25 protein-coding genes are annotated in these 20,915 nt (G+C 38.6%); 5 read left to right on the forward strand and 20 right to left on the reverse strand.

The features are described 5' to 3' along the window. Positions 1–13: 13 nt before the first annotated feature. Positions 14–1,006 (forward strand): LacI family DNA-binding transcriptional regulator, encoded by a 993-nt coding sequence (locus AC1EU2_RS13625; protein WP_480298823.1) that lies wholly within the window; start codon positions 14–16, stop codon positions 1,004–1,006. Positions 1,007–1,059: 53 nt separating this feature from the next. Here AC1EU2_RS13625 and fabF read toward each other — a convergent pair whose 3' ends face one another. The 10 genes from fabF to AC1EU2_RS13675 all read right to left on the reverse strand — a co-directional run bounded on the left by fabF (position 1,060) and on the right by AC1EU2_RS13675 (position 9,012). Then, the gene (gene fabF, locus AC1EU2_RS13630; protein ID WP_480298824.1) at positions 1,060–2,298 is read right to left on the reverse strand and encodes a beta-ketoacyl-ACP synthase II; all 1,239 of its coding nucleotides are present in this window, start codon (positions 2,296–2,298) and stop codon (positions 1,060–1,062) included. A gap of 135 nt (positions 2,299–2,433) precedes the next feature. After that, on the reverse strand, positions 2,434–2,667 hold the full coding sequence (acpP, locus tag AC1EU2_RS13635; protein WP_129945971.1) for an acyl carrier protein: 234 nt from the start codon (positions 2,665–2,667) through the stop codon (positions 2,434–2,436). Positions 2,668–2,830: 163 nt separating this feature from the next. Next, complete coding sequence (gene fabG / locus AC1EU2_RS13640) at positions 2,831–3,577, reverse strand: 3-oxoacyl-ACP reductase FabG (RefSeq protein WP_480298825.1); 747 nt, start codon at positions 3,575–3,577, stop codon at positions 2,831–2,833. A 10-nt stretch (positions 3,578–3,587) separates the two neighbouring features. Continuing rightward, positions 3,588–4,514: an ACP S-malonyltransferase gene (gene fabD / locus AC1EU2_RS13645; protein WP_480298826.1), complete on the reverse strand. Its 927-nt coding sequence runs from the start codon at positions 4,512–4,514 to the stop codon at positions 3,588–3,590. Between the two features lie 43 nt (positions 4,515–4,557). After that, positions 4,558–5,517, reverse strand: coding sequence for a beta-ketoacyl-ACP synthase III (locus tag AC1EU2_RS13650; protein ID WP_129945974.1), 960 nt, complete (start codon positions 5,515–5,517; stop codon positions 4,558–4,560). Between the two features lie 11 nt (positions 5,518–5,528). Further along, complete coding sequence (gene plsX, locus AC1EU2_RS13655) at positions 5,529–6,554, reverse strand: phosphate acyltransferase PlsX (RefSeq protein ID WP_480298827.1); 1,026 nt, start codon at positions 6,552–6,554, stop codon at positions 5,529–5,531. 14 nt (positions 6,555–6,568) lie between these two features. Continuing rightward, positions 6,569–6,739: a 50S ribosomal protein L32 gene (rpmF, locus tag AC1EU2_RS13660; RefSeq protein WP_480298828.1), complete on the reverse strand. Its 171-nt coding sequence runs from the start codon at positions 6,737–6,739 to the stop codon at positions 6,569–6,571. A gap of 15 nt (positions 6,740–6,754) precedes the next feature. Further along, positions 6,755–7,282: a 23S rRNA accumulation protein YceD gene (yceD, locus tag AC1EU2_RS13665; protein ID WP_480298829.1), complete on the reverse strand. Its 528-nt coding sequence runs from the start codon at positions 7,280–7,282 to the stop codon at positions 6,755–6,757. A 253-nt stretch (positions 7,283–7,535) separates the two neighbouring features. Continuing rightward, positions 7,536–8,441 carry a homoserine O-succinyltransferase gene (locus AC1EU2_RS13670; RefSeq protein ID WP_480298830.1) on the reverse strand — a complete coding sequence of 302 codons (906 nt, stop codon included), beginning with the start codon at positions 8,439–8,441 and terminating at the stop codon, positions 7,536–7,538. Positions 8,442–8,514: 73 nt separating this feature from the next. Continuing rightward, complete coding sequence (locus tag AC1EU2_RS13675) at positions 8,515–9,012, reverse strand: hypothetical protein (protein WP_480298831.1); 498 nt, start codon at positions 9,010–9,012, stop codon at positions 8,515–8,517. A gap of 86 nt (positions 9,013–9,098) precedes the next feature. Between AC1EU2_RS13675 and AC1EU2_RS13680 the strand changes: the two genes are divergently transcribed. Both AC1EU2_RS13680 and AC1EU2_RS13685 read left to right on the forward strand, forming a co-directional pair. Then, the gene (locus AC1EU2_RS13680) at positions 9,099–9,932 is read left to right on the forward strand and encodes an ABC transporter permease (RefSeq protein WP_480298832.1); all 834 of its coding nucleotides are present in this window, start codon (positions 9,099–9,101) and stop codon (positions 9,930–9,932) included. Continuing rightward, entirely contained in the window at positions 9,929–10,831 is a 903-nt protein-coding gene (locus AC1EU2_RS13685; protein ID WP_480298833.1) for an ABC transporter ATP-binding protein, read from the forward strand. The genes AC1EU2_RS13680 and AC1EU2_RS13685 overlap by 4 nt, the downstream gene beginning before the upstream one ends. Here AC1EU2_RS13685 and AC1EU2_RS13690 read toward each other — a convergent pair. The 6 genes from AC1EU2_RS13690 to nadE form a co-directional block, all read right to left on the reverse strand. After that, positions 10,828–11,289, reverse strand: a complete 462-nt coding sequence (locus AC1EU2_RS13690; protein ID WP_480298834.1) for a hypothetical protein — start codon at positions 11,287–11,289, stop codon at positions 10,828–10,830. The two genes, AC1EU2_RS13685 and AC1EU2_RS13690, sit on opposite strands and share 4 nt — an antisense overlap. A 71-nt stretch (positions 11,290–11,360) precedes the next feature. After that, entirely contained in the window at positions 11,361–11,972 is a 612-nt protein-coding gene (locus tag AC1EU2_RS13695) for a thiol:disulfide interchange protein DsbA/DsbL (RefSeq protein ID WP_480298835.1), read from the reverse strand. Between the two features lie 12 nt (positions 11,973–11,984). Then, positions 11,985–12,806 carry a Rossmann-fold NAD(P)-binding domain-containing protein gene (locus AC1EU2_RS13700; protein WP_480298836.1) on the reverse strand — a complete coding sequence of 274 codons (822 nt, stop codon included), beginning with the start codon at positions 12,804–12,806 and terminating at the stop codon, positions 11,985–11,987. A gap of 57 nt (positions 12,807–12,863) precedes the next feature. Beyond that, positions 12,864–14,078, reverse strand: coding sequence for a cyclic di-GMP phosphodiesterase (locus AC1EU2_RS13705; protein WP_480298837.1), 1,215 nt, complete (start codon positions 14,076–14,078; stop codon positions 12,864–12,866). A 157-nt stretch (positions 14,079–14,235) separates the two neighbouring features. Further along, positions 14,236–14,724: a DUF2919 domain-containing protein gene (locus AC1EU2_RS13710; RefSeq protein ID WP_480298838.1), complete on the reverse strand. Its 489-nt coding sequence runs from the start codon at positions 14,722–14,724 to the stop codon at positions 14,236–14,238. 95 nt (positions 14,725–14,819) lie between these two features. After that, entirely contained in the window at positions 14,820–15,656 is an 837-nt protein-coding gene (gene nadE / locus AC1EU2_RS13715; RefSeq protein WP_480298839.1) for an ammonia-dependent NAD(+) synthetase, read from the reverse strand. Positions 15,657–15,969: 313 nt separating this feature from the next. On the opposite strand from nadE, the gene AC1EU2_RS13720 reads away from it, so the two are divergent. Further along, complete coding sequence (locus tag AC1EU2_RS13720; RefSeq protein ID WP_129945988.1) at positions 15,970–16,644, forward strand: response regulator; 675 nt, start codon at positions 15,970–15,972, stop codon at positions 16,642–16,644. 140 nt (positions 16,645–16,784) lie between these two features. Beyond that, the gene (locus tag AC1EU2_RS13725; protein WP_480298840.1) at positions 16,785–17,984 is read left to right on the forward strand and encodes an ATP-binding protein; all 1,200 of its coding nucleotides are present in this window, start codon (positions 16,785–16,787) and stop codon (positions 17,982–17,984) included. Here the strand turns inward: AC1EU2_RS13725 and AC1EU2_RS13730 are convergent. From AC1EU2_RS13730 to AC1EU2_RS13745, 4 genes are all read right to left on the reverse strand, one after another. Continuing rightward, positions 17,977–18,672 carry a 2OG-Fe(II) oxygenase gene (locus AC1EU2_RS13730; RefSeq protein ID WP_480298841.1) on the reverse strand — a complete coding sequence of 232 codons (696 nt, stop codon included), beginning with the start codon at positions 18,670–18,672 and terminating at the stop codon, positions 17,977–17,979. The two genes, AC1EU2_RS13725 and AC1EU2_RS13730, sit on opposite strands and share 8 nt — an antisense overlap. A gap of 431 nt (positions 18,673–19,103) precedes the next feature. Continuing rightward, positions 19,104–20,051, reverse strand: a complete 948-nt coding sequence (gene corA, locus AC1EU2_RS13735; RefSeq protein ID WP_480298842.1) for a magnesium/cobalt transporter CorA — start codon at positions 20,049–20,051, stop codon at positions 19,104–19,106. 134 nt (positions 20,052–20,185) lie between these two features. Continuing rightward, on the reverse strand, positions 20,186–20,626 hold the full coding sequence (locus tag AC1EU2_RS13740; RefSeq protein WP_480298843.1) for a protein kinase domain-containing protein: 441 nt from the start codon (positions 20,624–20,626) through the stop codon (positions 20,186–20,188). A gap of 9 nt (positions 20,627–20,635) precedes the next feature. Next, on the reverse strand, positions 20,636–20,908 hold the full coding sequence (locus tag AC1EU2_RS13745; RefSeq protein ID WP_480298844.1) for a protein kinase family protein: 273 nt from the start codon (positions 20,906–20,908) through the stop codon (positions 20,636–20,638). Between the last annotated feature and the right edge of the window lie 7 nt (positions 20,909–20,915).

The raw sequence follows: 20,915 nt of genomic DNA on the forward strand, positions 1-20,915 counted from the left end.
AAATTATGGCTATATGACTACTGTTAAAGACGTTGCAAAATTAGCTGGAGTATCTACCGCTACTGTATCGAGAGTGGTAAATAACTCAGGCTTGGTCAATAAAGAAACGCAGAGTAAAGTTAAGTCCGCAATGCAACAACTTAACTATCGGCCCAATACAGTAGCTAGAGCCCTTGCATCTAAAAAATGCACGACTCTGGGACTGGTAGTTCCTGATGTCAGCGACCCTTTCTTTGGGCAACTCGCCTCTTCTGTTGAACAGATAACTCGTCTCACAAATATGCAGCTACTCCTAAGTATTGGTGGCCAAGATGAGCGCTCGGAGCAACAAGCCATCGAATCCCTTATTTCACAAAATTGTGACACTATGGTTGTTCATTCAAAAAAAATGAGTGATGAGACACTCTCTACCTACCTGAATGAGTTACCTGGACTTGTCCTCATTAATCGATTCATAGCTGAATACCAATCACGCTGTATTTGGTTAAACAATGAATATGGAGGACAGCTAGCTGCTGAATATTTGATCCATAAGGGACATAAGCAGATAGCAATAGTAAATAGCTGCTTAGAGATTGATGATCCTCTTCTGAGAAAGAAAGGCTTTGAAAATGCCTTGCTAACGAAAAATTTGTATTTTGAAGCAACACCAACATTTGATGGCGGAGAAGAGGCTGCACTCAAACTTATTGAATACTTAGACAAAGTTACAGCAATATTTGCTTACAATGATGCAATGGCGGTGGGTGTAATTTCTAAACTGTCAGAAAAAGGAATTCGTGTTCCTGAAGATATTTCAATTATCGGTTTTGATGATGCGTTATTTGCCCGAGTCTGCCAACCGAAGCTCACTACATTGAAATATCCGATTGATCAAATGGCGAAACATGCTGCCTTGTTATCACTTTCCCTCAGTGGCGCAAATACCGAGTTTAGCAATTTACCCTCTGAATATTGCTATCAACCGTATTTAATTGAAAGGAACTCTGTCTCTTTGAGTGAATAAAAAAGCGATGCTTCATCTGAAAACATCGCTTTACTGTCTTAACAAATATTGTGTTAGGCTTTTTTAAACAGTAACGAACCGTTAGTGCCGCCAAAACCAAATGAATTACACAGTGCAAAATCAAGTTTTGCTTCACGTGCTTCATGTGGGACAAAGTCTAAATCACAACCTTCATCAGGATTATCTAGATTTAGTGTTGGTGGTACAATTTGATCTTTCAGAGCCAAAATTGTAAAAATTGCTTCAACCGCCCCTGCTGCACCGAGTAAATGCCCTGTCATCGATTTGGTCGAGCTTACCATCAGGTTATAAGCATGATCACCAAATACAGATTTAACTGCTGCTGCTTCAGCTTTATCGCCAGCAGGAGTCGATGTACCGTGAGCATTGATATAGCCAATCTGATCTTTAGGTAACTGCGCATCATTAATGGCATTTTCCATTGCTGCAGCTGCACCTTCTCCATCTGCTGGAGGTGAAGTCATATGGAAGGCGTCACCACTCATACCAAAACCCACTAACTCAGCGTAAATCTTAGCACCGCGGGCTTTAGCATGCTCAAACTCTTCCATGATGATAACGCCTGCGCCATCACCGATAACGAAACCATCACGGTCTTTATCCCACGGACGACTCGCTTTAGTTGGATCATCATTGCGTGTCGAAAGTGCTTTAGCTGCTGCGAATCCACCAACGCCCATTGAAGATGTTACATCTTCTGCACCACCTGCAACCATGACATCGGCATCACCGTAAGCAATAGTACGTGCAGCAAAACCGATATTATGAACGCCCGTTGTACAAGCTGTTGTAACAGCAAAGTTAGGACCTTTCATACCGTATTTAATGGATACGTGGCCCGCAATCATATTGATAATGGTACTTGGTACGAAAAATGGTGAGATCTTGCGAGCTCCACCTTTCAGCATAGCTGAATGATTTTGCTCAATCAGTGGTAAGCCTCCCATGCCAGCACCGATAGCTGTACCAACACGGCTTGGATTTTCTTTGTCCATGTCTAAGCCTGAATCTTCAAAGGCTTGAATGCTTGCCGCCATACCATACTGGATAAACTTATCCATTTTACGAGCATCTTTCTTAGATAGATATTGTTCAATATCGAAGTCTTTTACACTTCCGCTAAAACGAGTCGTCAATCCGCTTGCGTCGAAAGAAGTAATTGGTGCAATACCACTTTGTCCTGATAGCAATGCTTTCCATGTACTATCAACGGTATTACCAACTGGAGTTACAAGTCCTAAACCTGTAATTACAACACGGCGTTTAGTCACAATATTTTCCTCTAAACATTGGCGACCGAAAAGCAAAAGAATGGAAGAATTAAAACTGGTAAAACCAGAAAGGTTTTCGGAGGCCTAAAACAAAAACAGGCGGCATAAATGCCGCCTGTCTTCTAGAATTCAGTATTACTGATTCGCAGAAACATAATCGATCGCTGCTTGAACAGTCGTGATCTTTTCAGCTTCTTCATCAGGGATCTCGGTATCAAACTCTTCTTCTAGAGCCATAACCAACTCAACTGTGTCTAGAGAATCTGCACCTAAGTCATCAACGAAAGATGCTGCCGGCTTTACGTCTTCTTCTTTAACGCCTAGTTGCTCAATGATGATTTTCTTTACACGTTCTTCGATGTTGCTCATTAGTTTTCTTTCCTATTCAAATTACGCACTTGCGTAAGATTGGGAGTAGTTTATTCGATTCAGCTAACATTGCAACCCCCGATTTCGTGGTCTAACCACGAAAGCGAGGAAAATGCGTAACTTATCACCACTCAATAAATCAAAGTTCCCTGTTGAAACTCGGTTAAACCATGTACATCCCGCCGTTCACATGCAAGGTTTCCCCTGTGATGTAAGCGGCTGAGTCTGAAGCTAAAAACAATACAGCGTTAGCAATTTCTTGCGCTTGTCCTAGACGCTCCATTGGAACTTGAGACATAATCGCTTTTTGTTGTTCTTCCGTCAACTCATCAGTCATATCCGTTTGGATAAACCCTGGAGCGATCGCATTAACTGTGATCTGTCTTGAGCCAACTTCTTTAGCAAGAGATTTAGTAAAACCTATCAAACCTGCTTTTGCTGCGCAATAGTTAGACTGTCCAGGATTACCCATTGTACCCACAACCGAACCAATATTAATGATACGCCCAGCACGTTTTTTCATCATTGCACGTAAAACTGGCTTAGAAAGACGGAATAAAGAATTCAAGTTAGTGTCGATAATATCGCCCCACTCATCATCTTTCATACGCATTAATAAATTATCACGAGTGATACCTGCATTATTTACAAGGATATCTATGTCACCTGTTTTTTCTTTGATCTGGGTGAACATATTTGCAACAGATTCTGAATCTGTCACATTTAGTACTAAGCCTAATCCTGCTTCACCCAAGTAATCTTGGATCGCTGCTGCACCACGCTCACTAGTAGCTGTACCGATAACTTTTGCACCCGCTTCAACTAATGTTTCAGCGATTGCACGTCCAATACCTCGGCTTGCACCAGTAACTAATGCAACTTTACCTTCAAGATTGAGAGTAATACCCATTTTGGATTCCTTATTCTGTAAGAGCTGCCATTGAAGCAGAATCATTTACAGCTTTCGCTGCTATTGATTTATTAATTCGTTTTGTTAGACCAGTGAGTACCTTACCTGGGCCAAATTCATATAAGCTCTCAACACCCATTTCAGCCATTTTAGATACTGTTTCACTCCACCGAACTGGGCTGTATAACTGACGAACCAATGCATCTTTAATTGCAGCAGGTTCGGTTGGTAAAGCTACATCAACGTTATTAATGAGTTCAATCGCTGGTGATTTGAATTCAATAGCATTTAGAGCTTCTGCTAATTTATCTGCTGCTGATTTCATTAACGCACAATGAGAAGGCACACTTACAGGCAACGCAACTGTCATCTTCGCTCCGGCATCTTTACAAGCTACAGCAGCTCTTTCAACAGCATTTTTCTCTCCAGCAATGACAACTTGTCCAGGGGAGTTATAGTTAACAGGGCTAACTACATCACCTTGAGCTGACTCTTCACAAGCTTGCGCAATAGCATCATCAGCTAAGCCGATAACTGCATACATAGCACCTGTACCTGATGGAACAGCTTGTTGCATAAGTTGACCACGTAGTTCAACTAGTTTAATCGCTTCAACGAAATCTAGAACACCAGCACAAACTAATGCAGAGTATTCACCTAAGCTGTGACCTGCGACAACTTGCGGAAGTTCCTTACCTGAAGCTACATATGTGCGCCAAATCGCAACACTTGCGGCAAGCAATGCTGGCTGTGTGCGATCGGTTTGATTTAGGTCTTCTGCCGGACCATCTTGTACAAGCTTCCAAAGATCATAACCCAATGCTTCACTTGCTTGGGTAAAGGTTTCAGAAACAACTGGATACTGCTCTGCTAGGTCAGACAACATGCCGACCGCTTGAGAGCCTTGCCCAGGGAAAACAAATGCCGTTTTAGACATGGCGATTTCCTCTAATTATTTTTATAAGATGTTTAATCGAAAATTAAAACTTAACCAGTGCACTGCCCCAAGCAAATCCAGCACCAAATGCTTCTAAAAGCAGAGTTTGGCCACGCTTAATTCGCCCATCACGCACAGCTTCATCTAATGCAATCGGAACCGATGCTGCTGATGTGTTTCCGTGCTTCGCAAGTGTAAGTACAACCTTATCTAGGCTCATACCTAATTTCTTTGCAGTGGCATTGATGATTCGGAAGTTTGCTTGATGCGGTACTAACCAATCAATATCTGACTTTTCAATATTATTCAGTCGTAACGTCTCTTGTACTACATGAGATAACTTTGTTACGGCGACCTTAAATACATCGTTACCTTTCATTGTCATGTAGCTTAATGCTTTTTCTGTTTCGTGTGGGCGAGCAGGGAAAGCACATTTAAGAAGATCACCTTGGCGGCCATCAGCGTATATATGAGTATTGATGATACCTTGTTCTTCTGATGCACCAACTACAGCAGCACCAGCTCCATCACCAAATAAAATTATGGTTGAACGATCTTCTGGTTCACAAAAACGAGATAATACGTCTGCACCAATCACGAGAATGTTCTTATAAGCCCCACCCTTGATAAATTGGTCTGCGATTGAAAGAGAATAAACGAAACCAGAACATGCAGCCGCAACATCAAATGCAGGAATGGTGTGCAAACCTAACATGGCTTGAACTTCACAGGCCGAGGCAGGGAAAGCATTCTCACCACTGGTTGTGCCACAGATGATCATATCAATATCTTCTGCTGACATACCTGCCATTTCGAGTGCTTTAAGCCCGGCTTGATAACCCATAGTTGCAACGGATTCATCGGTTGCTGCGATTCGTCTTTCGGAGATACCTGTGCGTTCAACAATCCATTGATCTGAGGTTTCAACCATCTGCTCTAGATCTTGATTACTACGCACCTGTACGGGTAGATAACTACCAGTACCAAGAATTTTTGTATGCATAAAAATAGAAACTAACTATTAATGTCTAAAAGAATCGACTCCAATCTATCATTGATCAGTTCTGGAAGTCGACGATGAGCCTCGGTGATAGCTAAATTAATTGCATTTAAGTAAGCAGTTTCATCAGCATTGCCGTGGCTTTTAACAACAACACCACGCAATCCTACCAGACTTGCACCATTGTAGTGGTCGGGGTTCATCTGGTTAAAAACAGAATGGATTCGTGAGCTTAGAAACTTGGAGAGAATTCGAACGAATAGCCCTTTGGTTAGTCCCTGTCTTAAACGACTGACTAATAGTTTAGCTATTCCTTCTGAAGTTTTTAATGTGATATTACCAACAAAGCCGTCGCAAACGATGACGTCTGTACTGCCAGAGTACATATCATGACCTTCAACAAAACCTGAATAGTTTACTTGCGCAGATTGTTGCAACAATAAACCTGCTTGCTGGACCTGATCATTACCTTTGATTTCTTCAATACCGACATTTAATAGTGAAACCTGTGGGTGAGCTTTATTCTCAACGGTTTCACACACTACAGAACCCATTACTGCAAATTGAAATAATGTCTCGGAGCAGCAGGAAACATTGGCACCAAGGTCTAAAACATAAACAGGTTTATTTAGGGATGTAGGTAGACGGCCGATCAATGCAGGACGGTCAATGCCTGGCAAGGTTTTTAATACTACCTTTGACATTGCCATCAGTGCACCAGTATTACCTGCGCTGATACAAGCATCGGCATTTTTATCTCGAACTAAATCAATCGCCAAACGCATTGAGCTTTTTTTACGAGTTCGTAAAGCTTGAGCAGGTCTGTCTGACATAGTGACAATTTCATCAGTATGCAGAATCTCTATTTGTGAAGCTAGCGTAGATGATTTATCAAGATAGGGCTCAATTTTAGCAATATCACCAACTAAAATGAGTTTTAAAGAAGGATTTTGCCGCAATGCCCGCATTGCTGCAGGCACTGTGACTTGAGGGCCGAAATCGCCCCCCATAGCATCTAACGCAAGCGTCAGATTAGTCATAAGTTATCAACTAATTACTTGTTGATAACTTTTTTGCCGCGGTAGAAACCGTCAGCAGTCACGTTGTGACGTAGGTGTAATTCACCTGTAGTAGCATCTGTTGATAATTGAGCTGTGCCCAATGCATCATGTGAACGACGCATACCGCGCTTTGAACGTGATTTTTTATTCTGTTGTACAGCCATTGCCTGTCTCCTAGATTACTTGCTCTTCAGTTTTTCTAACACTGCAAACGGATTTGGTTTTTCCTCTTCTTGGACTACCTTAATCTCGCCTACAACCACATCTTTCGATCCTTGATGACATGATTTATCATCATGCATAGGAATGAGAGGCATGGCAGTTATCAATTCATCTTCGATCAATTGATGTAACCGTATTTCGCCAATTTCGTTGCACTCAATCGGGTCATACGCTTCCGGGAGCTCATCGATTTCTGTTTGAGCCCTACAAGGACTAAAACAAAAGTCGACCGTAACCTCTGTATTATAAGGTGTCATGCAGCGTTGACATTCCAGAGTGAGCTCCGTCACAGCCTTCCCTTTCAGGTAGACTATCCCCTGTATATCTACACCACATTCCAATGACACTGATACATTGGAACAGTCGCCGGCACATAATTCATTCAATCTTTTTAACTGCTTTCCCAAAATCGTTCCTTGGTAATCAAGGCAGCTTTGAGCAGCACGTATCGGATCGATTGAAACCGGTATCTTTACTGTTTGCATAAGGCGCGCATATTATAGTTTGATAACGCTTGAGTCAAAGAAAAATTTCACACACGCATCACACAAAGCAATTTGGTGTTTTTTCAAATCATCGCATTGAAATTAACGGAAGCGGAATTTTACCTAAGCAACGGCCCTTAAACAAGCAATCAACGCTTAAATAAATTGCAATTAATCGATCCCGATCGTTTCTTTCGATCTGAAAAACGTAAATTATTAACATTATACCTATAAATTGACCTAAACGGAAAACTTACAATTTATATGGTGTCATTTGATAAACGTAATAGTTAAGCCAATTACTGATGAGTAAATGTCCATGTCCAAACCAGTTCACTTTCGGTTCACACTCAATGTCGTCTTCAGGAAAATACCCTTGAGGCATTGGGCTTTGTATCCCCTGCTCTATCTCTCTTAAATATTCGTCTCTGAGTGTATACTTCTGATACTCAGGATGTCCAAACACAAAAATATTCTTTTTGCTTTCATTTGAAGCTAAATATGCTCCAGCTGTATCGGAGGTTGCTAACAAAGAAAGACTAGAACTACCTTGAATACCTTTAAGATCAATTTCAGCATTTCTAGAATGCGGAACATAAAATTCCTCATCAAAGCCACGCATTAGCGGTTCATGTTGCTTTATGATCTTATGCTTAAAGACACCGACCCGTTTTTCTTCAAGCACTTTTCTCTTCACACCGTATAGATGAAATAACGCAGCATGAGCAGCCCAACAGAAAAACATGACTGACGTCACATTTTGTTGTGACCAATCCATTACCTCTTTAATACATATCCAATACTGTACACTTTCAAAATCCAGTCTTCCTAAAGGCGCACCAGTAAATAACATTCCATCATATTTATTATTTTTGATTTGTGAGAAGTCAGAATAAAACGACTCCATATGCTCTTTGGGTGTGTGTTTTGACTCACGGTTATGGATTCGTAAAAGATCTACTTCAACTTGTAACGGTGTATTCCCCAATAACCTAAGTAACTGTGTTTCGGTTTCAATTTTATTAGGCATTAAGTTAAGAATAAGAATTTTTAATGGACGAATATCTTGATGAATAGCCCGTGATTCAGACATAACAAAAATATTCTCGGACGCAAGGACTTGTGTCGCTGGTAACTTGTCTGGAATACGAACTGGCATAAAAAGACCTCAATGATTATTCATGAGAGCATTTTAGCCATCTAAACACCTAAACGTCCAGTTATTTTTTAGCCTAATTACAGTCGAGTAGATTTTTAAAGGATGCTCTCCACTGATCATCTTTTTCGAATGTTTTATTAATCTCGTCAATGAGTGTTTTATCATTGCTGTTTGATATCGCTTTCTGATAATCGTCATTACCAAATAAGTTCATTCGGGCACACAATTCTGCATTATCTTTATGAATCTTCTTAATTTCATTATCTAATGCATCAACGGCTGCTTGTGGGTGTTTTTTTCTAATCACATTTTGCAACTCACGCAATTCATCAGCTGGGTTGTTCGATACTTTCTCACCTGAACTCTTACTTGCTAATGCGTAAAAATGCTCTGCAGCTCGTTTAAACTTCTTAGCATTCATGCAGGTGTTTAAGTCCGACATGATGTCTTTGGGTTGTTTAGAGAAGTCCAATTTTGACAGCGGTGCGCACTCACTACTCTTGATGGGCGCTTTGGATGAACAAGCCACTACAAGCAAATAAAGAACAAATAATATCCAGTTACGATTCATAGTCATACCACCATAAATTACTGCTTGCTACTTATCCAGATAAGTAGGTAAGGTGTATTTAATTATAGATGCACAAGGAATGTATTGTGACACAAACTCAGCCATTTAATTTTTGGCGTAATTTATTACACATAGCAAGTTATGATACCCAAAAAGTGTTGCTCCAAAAACGGGGTATCATCGCTCTAATCTGTTTTACTTTAGTCTGGTTACTTATTTTAGCTTATCCAGTAAAAAGTGCTGTCGAGCTAATGTCTATTCAGGGCTTTAAAGAATTTGTCTATAGTTTTGCAAATGCATCTAATGCTGCTGAACTCCTCAATTGGGATGCTCCTGAATTCGCTGTGTATTGGTTTTTTGCTCTGTACCTTTTCCCGATGTTTAGCCTAATTATTACAGCTGACCAGTTTTCTTCAGATAGACAACGTGGCACTCTGAGATTTTTCTTGCTGAGAACGAACAGAAACAGCTTGTTTTTTGGTCGTTTTTTAGCGCAAATGATAATTCAAGGTTTACTCATCTTGATTTCAATTATTGCGACTATCGGTCTGATTATTTATAACCAAGCGACTTCTTTCAGCGACGTCTTTATTACTGCATCTTTAGTTTGGTTTGCACTTTTTATAAATTTACTTCCATACACCGCATTGATGTCTTTACTTTCTCTTTATGCAAATGGTGCAAGGCAAGCTTCTATGCTCGCTGTTTTTTATTGGGTAGTGCTAACAATTGTTATTGGAATTTTGGGTTTCTATGTTCCACAAATTTCTTTACTAGAATTGGCAAAACCTGGTGTACAAATCCCTACAATGTTGAACAGTAGTGGTATCAGTATCTTACATCAGTCGCTCATCCCAATCTTTCAGACTGTCGTGTTATTAACACTTGGGTGTCTTTATATGCAAAGGAGAGCGCTATGAGTCTCATTCAATGTAATGGCCTTACAAAAAAATACGGTGATAAATTAGCGCTCGATAATGTCAGCTTTGAAATTGAGTCAGGTCAACCTGTTGCACTTGTAGGTCCAAACGGAGCCGGAAAAACAACACTCTTTAACTTACTCTGCGGCTTCATTTCGCCAACTAGTGGTGAGTTAAAAATTTTGGGAGATTGTGTTTCATCAACCAATAATTTAGGAAAGCTGAGCGCACTACCTCAAGACTCGTTACTTGACCCTGCAATTGAAATTCGCAAACAATTTGTTTTTATCGGTCAACTTCAAGGCCTTTCAAAATCAAAGGCAAAAAAAGAAGCCGAGAGAGTTTTAGACCTCGTCGATTTACTCGATGTGATTAAAGAAAAACCTACCTCTCTTAGTCACGGGATGGGAAAGCGTGTATCCATCGCTCAGGCCCTAATTGGTAACCCTCAAATTGTATTATTAGACGAACCAACAGCAGGTATCGACCCCGCTAATGCTAAAAAGATACGTTCAATTATCCAAGAGCAACAAGCTAACACCAATTTTATCGTCAGTTCTCATAATCTTGATGAGCTCGAAAAATTGTGTGACAGAGTACTTTACCTAGAGCATGGAAAGCTCAAGCAATCATTAACACTTGCTGAAGAAAACAATGACACAGGTTATATCTCTCTGACTCTTCAAGATGTTGAGATGGAAACGTTAATTTCACAACTCAACTCAGTTGCAGGTATAAGCCATATTGAAACAGTATCGAGTAACGAACTGGGCATTCATTGTACTGGCAATATGGACTATCAATACGAAATTGAAATCATGCAACTATTGGCTGAAAAAGGCTGGAAATACAAGTCCATTGTAAGAGGTAAAACGCTAGAAGATCGATTATTTTCTTAGGCTTTAAAGTCCCTCCCGTCACTCAAATCTATTGAGTGACGGGAGGGACTTCTCAGTGGTTGCCACTCAACTTTCTCACCATAGTGATTCGAAATCATCTGATTAAACTCAGAGAAAGTCTCAATAAACTCTTCATGCCCTGTCAGGCTTGAAAAACAAAATCGATAGCAGTTATTTTTCAATAAATCATAATCTCGAAATTGAAAAACTTGATCCAACGCTTTTTGTGCTAATGCTTTATTTTTAATTGAACGGTTTTGAATACAAGAAATGTAGATGGTCTCACCAGTACGATCTTTTAAAAAACGTTCAGGGGAAACAACCCTAATGAGTCCAGTTCCTTGTAGTTCGATGATTGAATCATCGATCCAAATTCCGACATGTTTAATTACGCCAAAAACATGACAAGCAACAAAACTACCTGTTTGAGGTGAAACTGTAGAATGACTTTGAGGCATGATTTCTCCTTTTATTCATACCTCAAACTTAACAAGTCGTGCTATTCCATAAAGAAAATAAATGTAAGCAGTTATTTTTTAGCGGCTAAAAATTCGACTAACTTTGCAAGATCTTGAGCTGAATGCTCACCAGGATTGATCTCATAGATACCATTAACAAGCATCGTTGGTACACCTGTTATTCCAGAAAGTTCAAGCTGAATACCATAATTATCTAACGTCGTCTTTTTATCTTTGCTTTTATAAGCCTTATCAAACGCTTTTGCTGAAACACCTTGAAATTCAAAAAATGCTTTTAACTGCTGCGCATTAGTGAATGGCCCTGCTTCTTCATGAATATAATGAAAGATTTTACTGTGAACTTGATTCGTTACTTTTAGTTTTTGAGCAACATAATAAGCTTCTTGACTGAGGATCCAACTAGGGCGTCCTGCGCCAACAGGGGTTCGCTTAAAGGCTATTTTACCCTTGAGCAGTTTAACCATTTTCTCGACAGTCGGCTCAGCTTGATAACAATGAGGGCAATTGTACGAAAAGAACTCTCTAACAACTGGTTTGGTTGCCTCTGGAAGCCCAGAAACCTTTTTATAGTCTTTTCCTTCTACAAATGTATTCGCAAAGCTCAAATGGCTTACACAAACAAGTAAAAACGATAAAAGAACTTTTGATAATTTATGATTCAATTTTCTACTCCATTAACAATGTTCTATGGCTACATATAAATTGTCGAATTTATATGTAAAATCAATATCTCTGGTAATCAAATTACCATCAACTTGCTTTTTAGTCGCTGAATTACTCACAAAAACCGGAGGAACTCTACCTAAACGTTTAATTGCCTCAGAGTAAAATTCGCTTTTTGTTGGGTGGTGTGGCGAGCAAATATTATAAATATTCGAAACAGTTTCGGCTTTCAGAACAGCTTTTACTGCACCTATGCAGTCATCTAAATGCACCAGATTAACTGGTAAATTACCTGCATCCACTTGTTCTTTGTTGGCAAAGAAACGTCCGGGGTTTCTATTTGGCCCAATTAAGCCTGAAAACCTTAAAACACAGGCATTTTCAAATTTAAGAAAAAGCTGCTCGGCTTTATAAAGTAACTCATTACCATTACTCAACTCGCAGGCATCACCTTCGTCGACAACTCTATCTAAATCAGGGTATACACCCGAAGTACTGATAAAAATGATGCGTTTATAGGTAGCAGGTTTGACTAACTTAAGTAGCAGTACCAGCTCTTCAAGGTAATGTTTATTACCTGAACGTGTTCTGGGAGGAATATTTACCAACAAGTAATCTGTTGTATAATCATTTATATGATTTGTCGCACTATCATCAGATGAATTAAGCATTTGAGATAAGTCTAAAGCAACTGGAGTAATCCCTTTCGACTCTAGTAACGGGAAACGCTCTGAATTTCTTTTAGTACCAATAACGTTGAAATCGTCGTCAACCAAAGCTTCAGCAAGAGGAAGGCCAAACCAACCGCAACCAATAATAGAAATACTTTTCAAAACAGATACTCGTAATTATTTTTTTAGATTATACATCGAGGTTAAGCCTCTACAAGTTTAGGCTAATGCTGCAGTGAAATAAAAGCTGATCGGGGAAGTCGCTTTTATGCTGATTTTTGCTTCATCAGATAAATCATCGACTGTAATCACTTTTACGATTTCAATATCTTCTTTAGATAGCGTTTTTAATGAAGCATTAGAGCCATCGACTTTACAGCACAAAACACTTGGTTTTTTTACCTGTTCATTAGTAATCATAACTTTACCAACAGAATTGTCAGAAAGTTTGACTAGCGTTCCAGGTGGATAAATGCCCATTATTTTTACAAGTGCAGAAATTAAATTTGAAGAATGCTTTTTTACGCCATTTTTAAACAAATGCCCGAGTGCTATTTGCGGTGTAGGAAACCTTACATCACTCAATAAATTATCAAACTGATTCACTAAACTGACAATTTGCGTAGATAGCGGTATTTGTTTTGCTTTCAATTTATCAGGATAACCCGTGCCATCAAGATACTCATGATGATGACCAATAATATGAAGTGCGACCTTCGAAATATACTCCTGATCTTTTAAAACATTAACACCATAATTAGGGTGCAAATTATAAAAATTACGTTCACTTACCGTGAGTTCATCTTTTTTTCTTAAAATACTGTCGGGAACTTTAAACTTTCCGTAATCATGTAACAAACTGCCTAAAGCAATGTCTCGAATTAAATCTTGATCTACTTTTAAAAGCCTTGCCATAAGCATTGAAACAACCGCTACTGAGACACAATGTTGGTTAATACTTACTGCTGTATCATTACCTTCAACCAGTGTGAGATAAGGTTTATCAACTTCTAACATATCAGCGAGCAAAGCCTCTACAGTGGAAGCTGATAAGCGATAAGCACCATCTGGATCCGTCACAACTTTACTGTGTACTGCTTTAGTATCTGAAATTGATTTATAAAATCGCTTTTGGCTAACAGATAAAGATTTTCTGAGTAATTTACTCTCATCCTCAGGCAAAGGTTCAACCACAGTTGTTTCTATTGATTGTTGCTCTGAAATTTGTTCATTTTGAGCACCTGAATTGATATCATCGAGTAAAATGACATATGGAACACCTAGCCCCTTTATCATCTCTATTTCTACTTCAGATTTTAAAATTACCCTATTTCTTAAAAAAGGGTGATTTGTCCACGATAATGGCAACTTTATAATCTGACCGACTTTGAGTTCAGATACCGCTATTTCAGGTTGAGAAGACGATTTTGCCAAGTATTAATTCCTTTAACTTGCAGCGTAATCTTAGGTGTAGATACGAAATTGGAAATTGCTAAGATACCCAATTGTAATAAAGTATACTCTAATATTTTATTTTTCCAGCAAAAGAGTGAATCGCCTAGCCATTCGTCGAGTAATTAAACTAAAAGTGTTAACTCTCTCCACTTCCTTCTTTAGGCTCAAATTGGTTTTTTAAATACACGATTAAATGCTGCGACTTTAAAACATAAAGAAAGCACCAAAAAATGCCTAATAACTCTAATCCTTTTAACCAATGAAAAACAAAGTCAGTATGCAGTAAACGAAAATAACTCAGTACTGCTTCGATAGAAATGGAAATAAACAATAACCAGCGAATTTTTTGAAATAAAGGGTAAATCCAAGCTAATGTTCCTTTTCTCTCAAAGACAATTAAACCGTAAATAAAAACAGCAATTGCACCAGAGGCTAGAGCTGAAACAAAATCACTTTTCAAAGGATAAAGAAGTTTAACCAGCCCATCTCTTTGCCCCGCCTGCGTCAACGAAATTAAAAATATACACCAACCCTTCGCTAAAAAGATAAGCACTAAATATAAAAATTTAGGCGTTTTAACTCGACCTTTATCGTCAAGCCAGTTAATTCTAGAAAAATCTAACATTACGTTATGTACTAATGAAGGAATAAATGAAAGATGGGGATTCCTCAGTGAAAATTAAAGTCTTCAACTGAGGATTTTCGAGTCATTAATATGAATTAATCGAAATCGTATAAAGTCGCAATAGGTTGGCGCTTATGTTCAGTACGCTGATAGATTGCGATAAGTTTTTGCTCAACTTCAGCGCTAACTTCACACCCCTCAAGAAAATCATCAATTTGATCATAGGTTAGACCAAGCGCAACTTCATCCTCCAGCTGTGGTGCATCTTCTTCCAGATCAGCTGTTGGAGCCTTACTTATTAGTGATTCAGGTGCAGCTAAATATGTTGCAATCTGCCTAACTTGACGCTTATTTAAGCCGAAAATTGGTGCTAAATCACATGCACCATCTCCCCATTTTGTATAAAAACCAGTAATATTTTCTGCGCTATGATCTGTTCCAACGACCAAACCACCTGTGAGTCCAGCTAGTTCATATTGCGCAATCATTCTCACTCTTGCTTTAACGTTGCCTTTTACAAAATCTAAATTAATATGCTTAGATTTATTAATATCTGCAGAATTAGCCGCAGAGACTACTTCGTTATGTATTCCTTCAACACCATCTTCAATGTTTATCGTTACCAATTTTGACGGTTTAATGAAAGCACAAGCAAGCTGAGCTTCATCTTCATCTCTTTGTGTTTGATATGGTAATCGGACTGCAATGAATTGATATTCATTTGAACTATTTTCTTGATTGAGTTCATCAACCGCTAATTGGCATAGCCGGCCCGTTACAGTTGAATCAACTCCACCACTTATTCCAAGTACAAGCGATTTACTATAGGCTTTAGACAGTATTTTTTTGATGAATGAGACTCTTCGTTCAACCTCAAATTCAGGGGAAATGGTCGCAAGAACTCTCATCTCTGCTAATATATGGTCTTTCACCTTAGTCTCCATTTTAGTCTTAATTATTAAAACTTGTTAATAATCAGCAAAATAAGCGTATTTTATTGATATCATTAGGCATATGATACTTCATCTGAATCTATTTCAGCACTGGTATCTAATATTTTTTTCTTTGATGATACTTAATCTGAACTTTTGCTGGCAACAAAACATTATTTTGTATATAAGATAAACAGACATACTTTAAAAGTGTCTGCTATGCTTTGTAAAAGCCAAATAAAGCACAAACAGAATTAAGTACTTTATTCAACCACGAACCTAGCGTTTTGCTTCAAGATAACGGAATGTAATAATGCGAATACTGGTCGTTGAAGATGACCCACTTTTGTCTCATCATCTCAAAGTTCAACTTAGTGAGCTTGGTAATCAAGTTCAAGTTGCCCTCAATGCAAAAGAAGGTCATTATCAAGCTATAAATTATCCAATTGACGTTGCTATCGTAGATTTGGGTCTCCCTGATCTAGATGGTGTGAAGCTCATTCAAAAACTTAGAGAGGATGATTTAAAAGCTCCCATTCTTGTTCTTACAGCGCGAATGCACTGGAAAGATAAAGTTGATGGATTGAATGCTGGTGCAGATGATTATCTAGTAAAGCCTTTCCAGAAAGAAGAGCTTGTAGCTAGACTAGATGCACTAGTAAGAAGAAGTGCGGGATTTGCAAAACCTCTCATTACAAGTGGGGATCTCGAGTTAGACTTAGCAGCAAAACAAGTCACTTTATTTGACTCGCCAGTGGATGTAACGGCATTTGAGTATCTCATATTAGAATACTTGATGCGCCACAATCATGAAGTAGTGACTAAAAGACGTTTGCTTGATGTTATCTATGCAGATCGTGAGGGTGATCCAAACACCATAGAAGTTATGGTCAGTCGCTTAAGGAAAAAGCTTGCAAGGAATGGATTAGAAAACCCAATAAGCACTATCCGCGGCCAAGGTTATAAGTTTAATCAACCATGCAACTAAGATTTTTTCGATGGAACAGCTTAATCACAAGAATGTTATTAAGCTCTTTTATAATTATTTTTGTGTTAGGAACTTCGTTAGCTTGGCTCATTAATGAGTTACATGCTCAGAAGGTGTACAACTTTCAGACTGAAGAATTAATGGCAGACTTACCTCAAGCCATTAAAAACATTAAACAACAGCATTTCGAAGGCTTAGATGATGCCAACATAATGGCAGCAACCAATCCCATTGATTTCATAATGGTGAGTTGTGACGAAAATTATAAGCAAGTATGGACATCCAAGCTAGCATCACACCGTAACCTCGAACATATCTGTGCAAAGTACCGTGCCATCTCATCACAGAAACCTCCTTATTACTTACAACTGGCGGATGGAAAAGATTACCTGATCTATTCAATACCACTCGAAGCTAACATGAAAAGATTTGAGCTTCTCGTTTTGAAAGATGCTAAAGGATTCAGTAAAGAGTATGAAGTATATAGTAAGCATACGTATGTTGAGCTACTTATCATACTCACTATTACCTTTATTTTTATGTTGATAGCGGCTTTTTGGGGGCTTAAACCATTTCGAAATATGCGGAAAGAGCTGAATCAAATCAAAAAAGGACAAAAAGTACAGGTAGATGGTTTATACCCAGCTGAATTCAAAACACTTTCGCTATCCATTAACCGATTGATTAAGCAATCATATGCTCAGGCTGAGCGATACAAGAATACTTCTGATGACTTAGCACACAACCTTAAGACAAGACTGGCTTCAATTAAGGTACTCGTTGAAGATACAGAAGTTCTTAATGAAGAAGTGAAAAAACAAATCTCCGAACAAGTTTTCCAAATTGACAACTCTATCAATTATCATCTTAAAAGGGCCTCACTTGGGCGTAATTCATTAAGAGATGAACAAACGGAGCTATATCCTGTTATCGCTGAACTTGAAACCGTTTTGAACAAGATATATCAAGAAAAGAACATTTCTCTTTCACAAGATTTAGAGCCTAATATCAACTTCCCTGGGGATAAAGATAACTTAACTGAACTTTGTGGAAACTTATTAGAAAATGCTTACAAACTTTGTCTATCTAAGGTTCACATAGAGTCGTACAGCGCTAATGAAGCCTTTTTCCTAATTATTGAAGACGATGGAAAAGGCATAGACCCAAATATTAAAGAGTCTATTTTAGAAAGAGGTTTCAGAGCCGATACTCAACATGATGGTAGTGGGATAGGCTTGGCCGTTTGTCATGAAATCATTACTTCATATAACGGCCAAATAAAATTTGAAGACTCACGTTTAGGCGGCGCAAAAGTAATTATCAAAATTCCAATTAGCTAATTGGTGCATAAAGCCTTTCGGCACGGTTAAACATGACCCAAGACGTCGCAATATACTTATCATGACTCTTGGGAATGCCACCCCTATGTGTATGAGTAAATCCGGCTGGTGCGATGACCATCGTACCTTTCTTAGGTTTTATTTTGCGGCCTTGGTAATAGAACTCTGTCTCACCGCCCTCTTCTACATCATTAAGGTAAAACATATAAAGAACGACCCTATGTAAAGCTTCATTATGGTCATTCTGTGGAAACTGTTCAGAATGCCAATGATGATAACCGCCGACACATTTCTCATACTTTTGTAAGTTAATGGTTCCACTGCGATAGAGATACTTAACAAGCGGTTGAGCCCTTGGCTTTCCGAGACGTTCAAAATTATCAGGCGATAGGAACACCGATTTACCATTTTCATCGGCAACCGCTACTGAAACAGCACCCATGAGTGCCATAGAGTACTTTGTAAAATAATCTGCAGCTTTATCAAGCGTATAGCCTAAGAGCTCATTTTTTATGGGAGCTAAATCTGGATAGCTATCTAAGGTTAAGTCAAGACTGTTCTTTTTTTCTTTATCAATACCATGCCCAGTTAACCCATCTCTCACGCCTTTATGAGATTCAAAGGTGTGTATTAAACGGTCACAGAATTCTGCTGGGAGTGCATCTGGGTAAACTTCAATAAAGTCCATATCAATACTCGGCTCACTACAAAGTATTTAAGATAACATTTTATTAACTGAGTATTCCAATTCTTATTAGTAAAACTGACTTGATTCCTTGGGCGTGTTTATCTTTGGTGCTTATTTTTGCAGCGAAAAGTTGGTTGCTTTATGCAAGGTAAAGCTTGTGCGATTTGGTTATTATCGACATACAAAACTGTCGTTACTTCGTTTCGAAATAAGCAAACGATAACGCGGCACTTATGCTTTAAAAGATAGAGACCAATTTACGCCCTCTCTTTTTCGATGCTTTTTAGCGCTCTCTGTTCTGTATTGTGAGCCATTCATTTAGATGACTAAACTTCATAGCTCACGCCTTGAACAGGTAAACACTCAAATAGCACAAAATTTAATCCTGAAAGATCAACACGCCCTAATAAGAATTGGTGATTAGAATCAGATTATAGCCAGCGTTTCTGTTTAAAGAAGAAGTAAGTGCCTGCTGCACTCGCTAGCATTAGAGCAATTGCCATCGGATAGCCTAATTTCCAGGATAACTCTGGCATATCAACAAAGTTCATTCCATAGCTGCTTGCGATAAGCGTAGGAGGTAAAAATACTACTGCTGCAACTGAAAAAATTTTAATAATACGATTTTGCTGAAGACTAGTGAAACCCATAGCAGCATCGAGCAAAAAGTTTAATTTGTCGAAAATAAACTGACTGTGAGGCATTAATGACTCAATATCTGCAAGCATTTCACGTATGTCTTTTAAGTCTTCATCGGTCATACGGCCACGGTAATAGCGTTGCATATAACGGAGTGAGCGCTGTGTATCAAGCAAACTTAGTCGAATTTTACCATTAGAATCTTCTTGTAAAGTGATCAGCTTAAACACATCATCAAGTTCTTCACTTTCAAACACTTCAGCGCCAACATTTTCAAGAACTGTGTATACATCTTCAATAAGATCTGAAAGGTAGTCTACTTTGAGATTGAAAAATTCAAGAAATAACTCTTGCGGTGTATTAACCTTTAAACGGCCAAGGCGGAGGTAGTTTCTTAAAAGACGAACCAGACCAACGTCTTCTTCACGTATCGTTAATAAGAAGCTATCACGTACATTAAACGAGATATTTACCGCTCTTACATCTTGCCCAACACGTTGAGGAAATAAAGAGTTAATATGGAGTCCGTCGGCATTTTGGTAAAAACGTGCAGAAGCCTCGATATCATTGATATCTTCTTCATCTGGCACTTCTTCAACGGAAAATCGACTTAACCACTCACGTTCTTCATCTTCAGGTTTGTATAAATCTAACCATAGCGTCTGCTCAGGAACATCGTCCTCTACAGTGAGTTCTTTTATCGTCAGGCGGCGGTTTTTATATAGGTAAGCTGTGATCATAAATGCACCTATCTCCGTCAATTCAACTTATTGACATGCTATGGTTAATTTTGTCGGCTAGTGTACCTGATAAAATTTTTATATAAAGATTTTGTTTAGTTGATGTAGGTAAAATAAAATACTAGTTGTCGATTTTACAGTCTAGAAAGGGATTGAAGCGCCTGATTTGCAGAAAATCTCGTTTTAGGATCCACAAGTATTAAACCTCTAATGGTAGCCTCGATGTAAGAAGGAATAATATATTGCCCAAATATTTTATCCAGTTCAGCAGTTATTAAAGATTGATCGAGTAAGTTAGTTTTATTCTCATCATAAATACGTTTAATAAAAACTGAGTGATTACTCTTACCAATTGCCATTTGCAAAATTAATAACCCAACGCTCCAAAGATCTGACTTTGCAGTGATATTTTTATCTTCTGTGAAGTATTCAGGTGCTTTAACGTTTGCAGAGCCTGGCGTATATTCCAGTCTAGGCTGCTTATATTCATCGTAGGTCGCAGCAATGCCAGAGTAACCACTCGCTGAATCAAAATCAATAACCTTCAAATGTTTTCTACTCGCATCAACAAACATGACATTGTTTTATTTCAAGTCTTGATGAAATATTCCTAGTTTTCCAATGTACCTGACAGCAAAAAGCAGTTGTTTAGAATATTCAGCAACCTTTAAAGATTCGATACCTCTAGCTTCAGGCACTGCATCAGCAAGCGTTCCACCATCCAACCTTTCTAAGAGTATATACGGAACTCCTTCGACTGTTACTCCAGAATGTATATATTGAACAATATATTGCTTTTCAAAAGCGTCAGGTTGTTTGCTCAAGGCATTAAGAATTGCAGCTTCTTTTCTCAGCATATTCCCG

The organism is Parashewanella sp. 2304DJ23-3, from assembly GCF_056591695.1.